The 13,320-nt window shown below is 40.5% G+C and carries 8 protein-coding genes; 2 read left to right on the forward strand and 6 right to left on the reverse strand.

All coding sequences use genetic code 11. The features are described from left to right. Genes ACM44_RS04195 through ACM44_RS04210 form a run of 4 tightly spaced genes read right to left on the reverse strand, consistent with a single transcriptional unit; the run spans position 1 to position 8,751 of the window. The gene (locus ACM44_RS04195; RefSeq protein WP_048498792.1) at positions 1-3,414 is read right to left on the reverse strand and encodes a sulfatase-like hydrolase/transferase; all 3,414 of its coding nucleotides are present in this window, start codon (positions 3,412-3,414) and stop codon (positions 1-3) included. Next, positions 3,408-4,421 carry a HEAT repeat domain-containing protein gene (locus ACM44_RS04200; RefSeq protein WP_048498793.1) on the reverse strand — a complete coding sequence of 338 codons (1,014 nt, stop codon included), beginning with the start codon at positions 4,419-4,421 and terminating at the stop codon, positions 3,408-3,410. The genes ACM44_RS04195 and ACM44_RS04200 overlap by 7 nt, the downstream gene beginning before the upstream one ends. 57 nt (positions 4,422-4,478) lie before the next feature. Next, a complete protein-coding gene (locus tag ACM44_RS04205; protein WP_048498794.1) occupies positions 4,479-4,835 on the reverse strand; it encodes a response regulator transcription factor in 357 nt (118 codons plus the stop codon). A gap of 10 nt (positions 4,836-4,845) precedes the next feature. Then, positions 4,846-8,751: a response regulator gene (locus ACM44_RS04210; RefSeq protein ID WP_048498795.1), complete on the reverse strand. Its 3,906-nt coding sequence runs from the start codon at positions 8,749-8,751 to the stop codon at positions 4,846-4,848. A gap of 549 nt (positions 8,752-9,300) precedes the next feature. Here ACM44_RS04210 and ACM44_RS04215 point away from each other — a divergent pair. Beyond that, positions 9,301-9,738, forward strand: a complete 438-nt coding sequence (locus tag ACM44_RS04215) for a hypothetical protein (protein ID WP_048498796.1) — start codon at positions 9,301-9,303, stop codon at positions 9,736-9,738. Positions 9,739-9,922: 184 nt separating this feature from the next. Here the strand turns inward: ACM44_RS04215 and ACM44_RS04220 are convergent, their stop codons facing one another. Both ACM44_RS04220 and ACM44_RS14840 read right to left on the reverse strand, forming a co-directional pair. After that, positions 9,923-10,576: a T9SS type A sorting domain-containing protein gene (locus ACM44_RS04220; protein WP_048498797.1), complete on the reverse strand. Its 654-nt coding sequence runs from the start codon at positions 10,574-10,576 to the stop codon at positions 9,923-9,925. A gap of 23 nt (positions 10,577-10,599) precedes the next feature. Then, on the reverse strand, positions 10,600-13,119 hold the full coding sequence (locus tag ACM44_RS14840) for a S8 family peptidase (protein ID WP_053215431.1): 2,520 nt from the start codon (positions 13,117-13,119) through the stop codon (positions 10,600-10,602). 97 nt (positions 13,120-13,216) lie between these two features. On the opposite strand from ACM44_RS14840, the gene ACM44_RS14965 reads away from it, so the two are divergent. Continuing rightward, on the forward strand, positions 13,217-13,320 hold a 104-nt coding region (locus ACM44_RS14965), incomplete at its 3' end, for a transposase (RefSeq protein WP_152669295.1).

Raw genomic sequence — 13,320 nt, forward strand, 5'->3', positions numbered from 1 at the left:
TTATTTATTAAAAAATTTTACCGTCACCGAATCCGGCATCAGCATTTTTGAGGTGTAGAACTTTTGGTTCATCCTTTTGAACTCGTCAAAATACTTTTGGGTATTTCTTTTTGCTGCGGCGTCGTTTGTAGCATACTCCGTAAGGTCAGGATTCAATGTGAACAACTGATCTCCACTGAGGTGGTTTTTGCCATAAACAAAATCGGCCAGCATCGTTTTGCTCTGCATCAATGGGATCCCAGTTTTCCGGTTAGGCAAAGCGTCTAATCCGCGACCCACCCAAGCCACAGACGAAGGCGTCACCAAATTGTAATTTTCCCGATAATAAGCCAAAACAGAAGGCGCAAGATCGAAATGGCTGACCACGTTTTTGAAATGTTTCGGTTCTTTTAGCAAAGGTGAATAAATGATCAGCGGAACATGGTAACGGTCTATCTTGGATTCTAGGGTGATTTCCGGCATGCTGTGGTCGCCGGTGACAATAAAAATGCTGCGCCCGAAATCGGGACGCTTTTTATAATTTTTAAAAAACGTTTTGAGTGCTTCATCCAGATTAAGGACGGATACCAGTTGCCTTTTGTTTTCCAGCGCCCATTTTTTCTGCGACTCCGATATTTGTCCGGATCTGATGCGTTGCTCAAACAATTGCTCATAATGCGGACTGTCATTAATCAGGAAAGGATTGTGCGTGGACAAAGTGATGGCCATGTTAAAATAAGGCTTTCCGTTTGCCTGCGGGATTTGCAGCATCTTTTCAAGAACCGCCTGATCTTCATAGCCCCAGCTTTCACCGTTGTTTCCGGGCAATTTTCGGTATGCGGGTCCGAAAGCGCTTTGGTCGATAAGGTGATCCACATTGCTGTATTCGAGAAAGGCCTTCATGTTATCAAAAGTTGAGTTTCCGCCATAGTAAAAGCCGGTTTCGAAGCCATTCTTTTTTAGCACATTAAAAAGATTAAAATGAGGTGTAATTTCTTTAGTCTCCAAAAAGCCATTTTTCCCGAAAGCCAAAGATCCCGTTAAAGTAGGCAATGCTGCGAAGGTACGTCCCGAAGAGCTGAAGTTGTTTTCCCAATACAGACTTTTCCTGGCTAAAGAATCGATGAAGGGCGTGAAATTGCCCACATAGCCGTTCGGCGAACTGTAAGCATGTCCAAGTCCTTCAACAGTGATCAGCACAAGATTTGGAAGACTTTCGGATGGGTTGAAATAAGGCCCTAAAAAATCAGGAGTCTTTTCTTTTCGCCAAAACGGAAACGCTTCATCCAGCCGGTCGGGATCATAATAAGGCGCATCATTTTGTGCCAACATTTCGTTAAGCATTGAGCCATTCAAAAAATCTTCCGCACCGGAATTAAAGAAATAAGCCCATTTGCTTTTACCGGCATTTTGCTCGAATTCATTTGCCGTGTCATGGAATTGCAAATCTTTTTCCGGAATAAAAAAGGAGCCCAAACCGATGCATAATATCACCAAACCGGGAATCCAGGATTTTAATTTCGATTTGGCGGCAAGCCAAAAAGGAAGATAAGTTCCCGCAATTAGAATAACCATGAATGCTAAATTTTTCAGGCTTACCATGCCGCTCGCCTGCAAAATTTGTTTTAATTCAGCAGTGCTGTAATAGAAGGCATCTGCACCCAATAAATTTTGGGACTCCGAAAAATAGAGAAACAAAATATATTGCAAAATGCCCACTAAAGTATAAACAACAATCGTTACGCTTTTTGTCCATTTCTCTAAAATAAAGTTCAGGAGCAGGAATAAAACACCTGTAATCAATAGAAAACGGAAGGCGAATTCAAAATTGTTAACGGATAATTGCAGGGCAAGCCGATTGCGATCAAAATCTTCGAAATGATAATGGTACCAAGACCATTCCGCGACTGCTCCAATTAAAAACAACCCGATAAAGACCAGGGAAATCAATCCCCATTGTTTGAGTCCGGATTTTATTATTTCAATTACTTTTTGTCTCCACGGCAGGTGCTGAACCGAGGTATTGAAACCTTGCCTGGTCATTTCGCCCCAGGATTTAGACTTCTTAAAATAATCTACAAAACCCTTTACCCCTGCTTTTACGACAATTGGGTGGAAATAAAATGGCTCTAAAACCGCCGTGGTAATCAGGGTGAAAAAATCTTTTCTCTTGGTATATACCTGCCGACTCACCAAATCTACTAAAATGGCATAGATGGAATACAGAATTCCCGACGCGATCACCAAAGCAAATAATATAAAAAAGAATGGCCAATTAATCACTCCCAAGAGCAAAAAGATGAGGAATATGATATAGCCCGAAAATTCAACCAAAGGCCCTAGAAATTCAAAAAAGAACCAATAAGGAAGACTGATCATTCCGAGCTTTCCGTATTTTGGATTGAACATCATCTTGCGATGTTTCCACAGGGTTTCTATCGTGCCGCGCATCCATCGGTTTCTTTGTTTGCGAAGAACCTCCTTGGTTTCCGGAACTTCTGTCCAGCACAATGGATCGGGTATGTTGACCACTTCGTACGCTTCTTTGCGATCTTCCATATACCTGCGCATACGCACTACAAGCTCCATGTCTTCGCCCACGGTATTTGCATCATAACCGCCGCAGGCTAAAACAATCTTCCTGTCAAAAGCACCAAAAGCACCGGAAATAAGGATGAGCCCCGAAGCTCGCGACCACGCCATGCGACCCAAAACAAACGCACGGATGTATTCCAATGCCTGCGTTCTTCCCAGCCAGGTTTTAGGAATATTGACGTCCAGGACTTTGCCGTTTTCAACTTTACAATTGTTGGCCAAACGAATTACACCTCCGCAGGCAATCACCTTTTTGTCGGTTTGCTCCAAAAATGGCTTCGCGAGTTTCAGGATAGCATCCTGTTCCAGAATGCAGTCCACGTCAATGCAGACGATGTAATCGCCGGAGGAAATATTAACCCCGACATTGAGCGCATCAGCTTTGCCGCCATTTTCCTTGTCCACCACGACCAATTTTTTGAAAGCCGGGTTTTTACTTTTGTATATGGCTTTTATCGGTTGGGTTTCCAGCTGTCCCTGTATAAAGAAAGCCACCGACTCCAATTCGTAAACTTCAATAAGCTTTGCAATAGAATCATCTTTGCTCCCGTCATTAACAATGATGATTTCCAGATTATGGTAATACAAAGACAATAAGGATCTTACATTATCCACGATGGTCAATGCCTCATTATACGCCGGCGCAATAAGGCTGAAAGTAGGCGCATTGGGATTGGCCGCAATGATGCTGTAATCGGCAAAAGTGTTTTCGTGTTTGTACCGGATTACCGCGCCCAAAGCATAAATCCCTATCCAGGAATAGATAAGAAAAACGCCGGCCGAATACAGTAGAAACAGCCAAATGACAACCTCATAGATGATATGTGAAAACTCTAACATATTTTTTCCTGTAAAGCGTGTCTAATTATTTTTACGAGATGTTCGGAAGAGGATTCACTTTCCGCAAGTCTCTTGAGGTCGTCTAGGTTACCCAAAGATGCCAAAGCTTCGGCAGCGGCAATCTGGATGCTGACCGCAGGATGACCGAGCAATTGTGATTTGAAAAACCCGGCATATTGCCTGTCATTAGACAACTTCATGGCCTTTATTATTTCCAGTTGCACTTCTTCCGGCTGCGCATCATAGGTTCCGGTAAAATCCTCCCTCGTCGAAGGGTTTTCCAAGGCCTGCATGGTGCGGACACCCTGTATGCGGACTTGTGCGGCTGGATGTTCCAGGAGGGTTTTCACTTCGTCATAAAATGCCAACATCTGGAATTTTCTTAATAGCCTTAAGGTGAAAATCACTACAGACGTGTTGTCGCTGCTAAGCCAAAGACGGATGGAATCATCACAATCCGAAGGGATATTATTCACAGACCTCAGCAGGCGAAGCTGTTGCCAGTCTGAAATCTTGTAGGGAAAATGGTCAAGGAAATCCAAACCTTTGAACCCCTGAAAAGTGAGCATCGCATATTGCGCCTCCTGATAAACCTGAGGAGAAGGATGCGTGAGAAACCCACTGATCAGATGCAGATGCTGTTCCATTTGCATCGCAGTAAGACCCTGGATTCCTCCTGCGATGCGGTAGGCTTGTTTTTGTTTGAGATTGGAAAGCGATTCTTTTTCTAAATCGTAATTTATGTAAAGTCTTTTGATTTCGTTTTGAGCGCTGCCGGAAAACTTCTTTTTTGAGGCAACCAGTTTTTCTAAAAATAAATTCCGGAAGGAAGAAGCTTTGGAATATTCATCAAACAAGGGATCCTGTGGTTTCTGGCTTTCGGAATCCACGATGGTCTCCGAAAGTTTTTGGTCAATTACCAAAGACCATTTCAGCATGTTCGTTAATGTTTTGTACTGATACAGGCCGTAAGAAAGAACCACAACGATGAGGATCAAAACCAGCATGAGTATTGCAAAAAAAACAATTAACAGATTGTGTACAGAAACCGATAGAAACATTTCTTATTTCATGCTATGTTTCTTAACCCTGATCATAAGCTCACTGGGACTGAAAGGCTTAATCATGAAATCGGATGCGCCTAAATCAAACGCGTCCAGCACAACTTCCTCCTGATCCAGACTGGAAAGCATGATGATGGGAATATTTTTTCCCGATGATTTCACAGCCGAGAGGATTTCCGTTCCCGAAGCAAAAGGCATCATGATATCACTGACGATCAAATCCACGTCGGTGGTTTTTATAACGTCTATGGCTTCCTTTCCGTTGCGGGTTGCAATGACTTGGTAACCTTCTTTTAATAATTTATACTCCACTGTTTTTAGAATCAGTTCATCATCATCAGCAATTAAGACTAGCATAGTTGAATTTTTAACTTATTTGGGTGATTATATTTATTCCTCTTTTTATTTCCGTTTCTACTTCGCGGAGCATCTTTGTGAAATCCGAGTACGCGTCCACAATTTTTTCCCATTCCATGGCTTTTTCGGAGAGCCTGAATAATCCTGCGGTACCGGAAGTCCCTTTTAGTTTGTGTAAAAAGGCCTTTGCCATTTCAGGATTTTTTTCCTCGCCAAGGTCTTGGAGCTTTTTAAGGGACTCGCTAAGTTCCTGGATGACTAAATGAAGAAAGAATATTTTAAAATCTTCATCATCTCCGATTTGCTCCCGGAGCATTTCCATATCGAGATAGTCATCTGTTTTCATAACCTCTGCCGGCTCCTGATCCCCATCCGGATTAAAATGTTTTTTTAACATATTGAGCAGATCCAGCTGTCTGAGTGGTTTCGGCAAAAAGTCCGTCATCCCGGCATCCATGCATTTTTCCTTTTCGCCCAGAACATTTCCTGCGGTCACCCCTATTATGGGGACCTTCGAATATTGCGGTAATTTACGGATTTGTTTTGTGGCTTCTATACCATCCATTATGGGCATCTGCACATCCATAAGAATTAAATCAAAAACTTTTTCCCGGCACTGTTGTAGCGCTTCGGCACCATTGATCACCTCCACGAGATTTGCGTTGGGGGTCAAAATGCTCATCATTTTTTGGTTGAGCGCCATGTTTACGGGATTATCGTCTGCCAGAAGTACTTCCCAGGTCTGGCTGAATGTGGAAAGCGCTTCCTGATGAAGGGGCGCTAATTTTTCTGCATCTTTTTGATTATACTGCATACTTTTTTGCAGCGCATTGTAAAGTTCTTCGGACTTGATAGGCTTCAGAAGGCAGTAGGATTTTTCATTCTGGCGGAATGAGGAAATCACCTCATGCTCTTCTGATGAGGTATGAAGTACAATGAGCGGAATGACCTCGCCCTGTTTTTTGAAAAGTTCCTTGATTTTTTCTATGGTTTCCAATCCAGAAAGGATCGGCATGTGATAATCCATAAGGATCACGTCAAAACTTTCGCCATGCATTAAGAGCCGAATCACTTCCAGGCCGTTGGTGGCGGAAACAGATGGAATATTTTTGTAATCCAGCATGTGTTTAAGGATGGTTCGGTTGTTCTCATTATCATCCACAATGAGAACCCTGCCGATTTTCAGCTCTTGGGGCTCTTCAGCCTGATTGTATTCGAAAGGAACGCTCAGGTCAAACTGGAATACAGAGCCTTTCCCGATCTCGCTGGAAAGTGAAAGCTGGCTGCCCATATATTTTAGAATGGTATTGGAAATCGTCAAACCCAATCCGGTTCCTCCGTATTTTTTACTCACCGAGCTGTCTTCCTGAGTAAAGGCGTCAAAGATGCGCTGCTGCTTATCTTTCGGAATACCGATCCCCGTATCTCTCACGGAAAAGCGCAAAGTGATGTTTTTGTCATCGCATTTTATTTGCTCCACTTTCAGCTCTATTTCGCCTTGCTCTGTGAATTTCACTGCATTGCCGAGCAGGTTGATCAGCACTTGCTTGATCCGGGACTCATCTACCCAGATGGCATGTGGCAAACCTTGCTCTATGTTCAGAAGAAGCTCCAGATCTTTGCGTTGCGCCTGATACAATACCACATTGATCACCTGATTGACCAAGTCGTAAACATTGTATTGGTCCACAAATAGCTCCAGCTTTCCGGATTCTATTTTCGAAAAGTCCAGAATGTCATTGATGATGTTGAGCAGGCTGTTACCAGATTCGTTAATATAATTCAGATATTGGGTCTGCACTTCATTGAGCGGTGTTTTTAATAATAAATCCGAAAAACCGATCACACCATTCAGCGGCGTCCTTATCTCATGGCTCATATTCGCCAAAAACTCTGATTTTGCTTTGCTGGCGAGGTCTGCAAGTTCTTTGGCTGTTTTTAGCTCTTCATTTATTTTGACAGAATGTGTCGTATTCTGAATAAAGATGATTACCCCGCCAATGATCCCGTCAGAAAAATGCCACGGCCGCACTTCCCAGCTGTAATGTTGGGGTTCGTCCATCCCAATGATTTCGAAGATTTGGTTATCGTTTTTATAGGCTTTTCCTTCCAATGCGTCCGAATAGATTTTCTTTCTATCTTCGGGCACATTCGGGTAAAGCGTGTAGAGATTTTTGCCAATTATTTCCTCATCGTCTTTATGGAATTCATCCTGCCATCTTTGGCTTAGCAAAATATAATCCAGATTTTTGTCCAGCATGGCCACCGCGGCAGGCACATTGTTGACAAAGGATCTCAGCATGGCTTCTTTTTTCTCCAGCTCCAAAAAAGTTTTCTTGGTAGCGTCAATGTTCTGAATGATCCCGAAAACTTTGGTGCACACATTGTTTTCAAACTCGGGGATACCTTTCACGCGGACCCAGATGAGCTTGCCGTCTTTTTGCCGCAACTGGAATTCCTCATCATAGGCAACTCCTTCCCGCACTGCTTTTTCAAAAGCATTCTTCATTCTTATTTCGCTTTCCTCATCATAGAAGCCAAGCGCTGAATCAAGCTCTGGGACAAAACTTTTTTCAACCTTATGGATTTCTTTGGTAGAATCGGACCAATAAATTCGGTTATCTTTCAGATCCATCTCCCATCCGCCAACTTGTGCCACAATATTGGTTTGTTCCAGCATTTTTTGGGTATTTCTCAGGTTACGTTCCAGCTGGATTCTTTCGGTCATATTGAGAGCTGTGCTCACCACGTAAGGATGCGCATTCTCGTCAATTTCCAACATATTGTTGTACATCCAGAAAATCTCACTGCCGTCTTTGGCGCGCAAAATCATCATGCCGGAATCCTCCCTTTTATCTCTGATGCGTTCCAGATATTCACCGAGCAACTGATGGTGTTGCGGCGGAATAAGCTGCTTCAGGTTTAAAGACTTTACTTCCTCTTTAGAATATTGCAAGAGCTCCCGGCATTTTTCGTTAACGGCCAGAATGTTGCCTTCCATATCGTGCATGCTCATCAGTCCAAGTGCATTCTCAAAGAAATTCCGGAACCGGCGTTCAGAGCTTTGCAGCTTGCGCCGTTCCTCGGTTTCCTGGGTAATGTTCCGGCCAAAACATATAATTTCTGTTTTCCGGGAATTTTCTTTAAAAAACCACTCTATGAGGGTATTTTCGCCATCTATTTTCGTGAGAGTTGTAAGGGACCTGCCCTTGTTGCTGTCTTGTGGAAGCTCTTTCAGGATTTTAAACAGATCTTTGTTGTTTTCGCCTAAAAAATCTACAAAATTTTGTTCAAACACCTTCTCTTTTTCCAATCCGAAAACCTCCTCAAATGAGGGGTTTACCTTTTTAAAGTTAAAATCGTTGTCCAGTATGACCTGCAAATTATTGGTCACCCGGAATATTTCGGAAAAATATTCTGCCTCGGTGTTTTTTCGTTTGCCTACCAAAATTTTGGTTACCGCTTTCGCAAGCTTTTCCAGGGACTGGATTTGCTTTTGCGAAATACTTTTAGGGCTATAATCGAACACACAAATGGTTCCCAGGACAAAGCCCTTTTCATCAATCAAAGGCACACCCGCATAGAAACGGATATTTCCTGCCCGAATTAGTGGATTGGAAGAGGATCTTTCATCAGCAAAAGTATCTTCGATCACCATCGCCTCATGGCTCAGAATGGTGTACTGGCAAACCGTGTCTTTTCGCGGGACGCTGTCCAGATCCATCCCGATGCAGCTTTGGATGGTCTGGGTATCCTGCTCCATTATAGCGACAATGGCACCCGGACAATCGGCGATATGTCCAGCCGCTTCCGCAAAAACGTCCAGATCGGCTTCTTTGCCCAAATGCATTAAATCGTAGAACTGAAGGCGCTTCAGTCTTTCTTCTTCATTTTCAGTTAATGGAAAGTTTGGCATAAACGGTTGGTTAATTATTGATGCCCATTCATTCCTATCAACATCGCAGTGATAAAGAATAGTGCATGCTATTTTCTACGTAAAAATAAAATATTTTTCCACATAAACGAAAGATATTTTAATATGGCTGAAAAAATTGGCTCCTTACAATTTACCAATGATAAAAATAAAAATAGAAGTCCTTAAATTCATTGAATAATTTTAAGCAAATTCTTGCAGAACTATTAAATTAGCTACTCCATAGAAGCCAGATATTGAGAGAATCTACGGATAGACTCAATATAAAAACTCCTTCAGAGTAAACAGATATATAATGGGATCCGCTAAATCTTAGAAATGCTTTCACCATCTTCAAACGTAAGTTCAACGCGATTGATTGGGCAATCATTTTCAGTTTTAAGCCATCAGGATCAAGATATTAAAAATACACCACGCAATACATGACAGTAACAAAATGAAAGGTCTCCGGATTATTTTGCAAGTACAATAAGAAATAATAATCATAAAGAATTACTTTTTCCTAAATTTACATAATAAACAAATCCTAAAATGAAAAAACTCACACTAACAATTGCAACCTTTTCCCTGCTCACGACTTATAGCTGCAAGAAATCCGGCGAAGGGAATAAAAGCGTCATCGTGAAAGAAAACGTGGAGGAAAGCATCCACCACGAAAACGGCAAAACCGACACTGCCTATGCTGCGGAAAAAACAATGAAAAACGGCGACAAGGAAAGCACGGAATCCACTTACCGCTATGTTGCCGAAGACGGGTCTTCAGCGCTGGTCACCTTTAAAAATGATCAGGAGGGAAATACCATCAGCATCAGAAGCAATAATGCAACACTTTATGCCAAAGAAGAAAAATCTGACGGTAAAACCACCATTTACAAAAACCAAAACGTAGAAATTAAATCTGAAGGCGATCATGTGACCATTACTCAGGAAAACCATGTCATCGAGCTGAAGAAGGCGAGAGGACAGTGATATTTGGACGAATCGGAGCGGGTTGATAAGTGAATTTGCTGCGCGGTGAATTTCTTTCAGAGTGAATTTGCTGCGCAGTACATTTCTGCGAGTGAAATTGCTGCGCGGTGAAATCGAAGATTCGACGAAGTCAATGGTGAATTCTAAGCCGCCGACTCAGTTTTTTTCCACTGCCGTAAAAAATCTATTTCCTGATTAAGATTTTTGTACGGTACTTATGTCTGTCGCCCACAAATTCAATCAGATAAGTTCCGGAAGAAAAATGGGAGGTGTCAATTTTTGTATCGGTTATTTTCTGCAGGGATTTTACTTTCTTTCCCGAGGTATCATACATGTTGATTTCATTTACTTTATAGGGTGACTTAAAATTTAAGACTTCTTTTGTCGGGTTTGGAAACAGCGTTACTGCTGAAGCGATATTTTCGTTTTTGGTGGTTGCTAAGGAAACCGTTCCCTGAACAGGCGTGGTAAATTGAAGCGTTTTCGTATCTTCTATATGATGATAATTGCAGCTGGTTTCATTTGTCGAAATGTACATATTTGTTATTAAAGTATAGGTAGCCTGATCCGGAACATCGATATAAAAATCGTTTTCATAATAAGTAACTGCAGCATCGCCTCCCAAAGGACTTAAATAATAACATGCATTTAAAGTAATTATATTTTGATTGGTATTGGTGTCATAGGAAAGATAGGCACTAGAAGATGTATGAAAATAGGCCTTCACATGAACTTTTATTTTATTTTGACCATTTTGGGTAACACTTAAACCTGCAATATACTGGGAAAATAAAAAATTTGAGATAAAAAGAAATAAGGATATGATTAAAGCTTTCATGACAAAATATTTTAAAATGAGAATTATTGTTTGATTAACGTTTTAGCATCTGCAACTTCACCATTGACAATGAGTGCAACGGTATAAAATCCTGCGGGATAGTTGCTTATGTTAATATTGTGTTGAGATGAGTTTGTATCTATGATATAATTGTTTGATACTCCGCTATTGTTATTTCCAATGATTATTATATATGCCGAAGTTGCAGCATTCAGTATATAGTTTACTTGGATATTGTTGCTTGCAGGGTTTGGAGCAATAGTTTGAATTCTACTTGGATTTAACCTTACTTCAACCTGCGCATAGTCTTTAAATCCATCTAAATTGGATATCACTTCTAATTTATAGTTTTCAGCAATAGCATTGAGAATTTGGAGATTTTGACCTTGATAGATTAAATTACCACTGCTGTCATACCAATTATATGTTGCTGGTTCTTGAATATCTGCTGCATTAATGGTCAAGGATTCATTTTCATTAACCATTCTCAAACTTCCGGCATCTGCCATGAAAAGTGCTCGTTGGTCTTTGTTAATCATAAAGGTTTCTCCACCAATTATTTGTCCTGAAACAGCATCCTTTTGAATGACATGATAGCGGAATTTTTGTTTATCTGTCGCTTCTCTAGTTAAGAAATTAAAATCTAAACGCAAAAGACCCGTTTCATTTGCATTAAAAGAAACATTTCCAAGAATAGCATTATTACCGCTTACTAATTTTTTGTTTTGATTGGATGTCGGAGCAAGTGATTGGGAGGTATTTCCTCCTCTTTGCCAAGCATTATAAAGAGTATCATCCATAGTTATTCCTACTTCTGCTTCTTGAAAAACAGGTTTTCCAGTTTCCACATCATCCACAAGAAATTCTATTTTGTAGTTCTTTTGAACGCTAAAAGGATTCCCTATTGCTACTACACCGCCCGGAGTAATCCCAGGAATAAGATCTACTACCGTAACGTTCTTCCAAGCAATATTATTATTGTTTCTAACATTGGCATTTAAATCAGTTGTTTCTGCAACAGTCATAGGGTCATCCACACTTTCTATGCGAGTTAAAAGACAAAAATGCCATTGATCCTCATTATTATAATTTGCAGGATTGGGAACAATCCATGGAAATGATAAAATTGTTTCTTGGCCCGGTTGAAGAACAGGAATACTTACACTTCCAACAGGATTTCCCATAGGTGCGCCGGTTGTAGGATGAAAGACACCCCCGTTCCAAGGATTGGGATAAGAAAGTCCTGTAGATGCTTTTGCCCAGTATAACTTTAATCGCTCATTACCTGTAGAGGGAACTCTACTTTTATTAATTACCCTTATTTTTACATAATTTGGAGTGTTATTGCTATTGTACACAGGATTTTGATGTTCTGTTCCATTGTCATTAGAATTTCTCACCCACATATTATCGCTTGCCCACATATAAGGAGTTGTCGTATTAGGTTCTATTCCGAAATCATCAGAAGAATCTTTTACATATAAATCAAGTGTTGGGGAATCCATTTGCTGAGCTAATTTTACTGCTTCATAGGCATCCACTAATCCATATCCTGTTTCTTCGTTCCATGTTCCATTGGGTCTTCCATTTGCAGATGTATAGGTATAATTGGTTAATTTTTTGGCGGTTTTTTCTATGATGTCACTTACTTGCGTTACATTTAAATATGGATTAACGGAAAGTATTAACGCAGCTATACCTGCAACATGTGGTGTAGCAAAAGATGTTCCTGACCTATATAATAATGTATTATTATAAGATGTCATTAAAATGTCAACTCCTGGAGCAACAATATCAAGTTTTCCTCCATAACAAGAATCAAAAGCACGAATTCCATTCTTACCAATTGAGCCTACTACAATGATTTTATCATTAGTATTTGCCGGATAAGTTATTCCAAAAGAATTTGGATTTTGTGGTTTAGGTGCATTCCCCGCAGCAAATAAGATTACTGTTCCTAAACCATTTCTTCCAAATGTTAATGCATTTGATATTGCGTCGTCTAACATAGAAGAAACATAATTAACTTGCCAAGAATTATTAATAATATCTGCTCCATTTTGCACAGCCCAATTAATACCTCTAGTTGTTTGTTCTATACCTGAAGACGTAGCAGAAAAATTAATACTTATTGAATACATTTTTGATTTGGGAGCCACTCCAACAATTTGATAATTATTATTTTTAATAGCTCCTAGCACTCCTGCTACATTTGTACCATGTATATTGTAAGTTTGACTAGGAGAAGAAGAGGTAACTGCATCATAGCTTAGAGGTAATATATTTGCGCTTAAATCTTGATTGGTTAAATCAATTCCTGTGTCAAAAACTGCAACTTTGACGCCTGCTCCTTCTGTAATTGTCCAAGCATTACAGACATTTATATCGATACCAGGATTTGATGGATTTTGCAAACCCCATAAATCTCCAAAATTGGTATCATTAGCACATACTACTGTAGGATTATTAGGGTTATTAATATTAGAATTTAATAATTGCGTTACAACTTCATCCTCAGGTTTGCTTGAAAAATTAGGATCCACGGCGGCAAAGCTTCCTGTTTCAAATAGGTAAGGTACATGGCTGCTTTTTTCAGACAGATTAAAATTAGAGTATTAACTTTAACGTCAAGAAAAAGCAATGAAAAAATCAAGATTTACGGAAGCACAGATTTTAAAGGTGCTCCAGAGCCAGCAGGAAGGCAAGAAAGTAGCGGAGATATGCCGCGAGTACGGTATCTCGGA

Origin of the sequence: Chryseobacterium koreense CCUG 49689 (assembly GCF_001045435.1) — a bacterium.
GTDB lineage: Bacteria > Bacteroidota > Bacteroidia > Flavobacteriales > Weeksellaceae > Kaistella > Kaistella koreensis.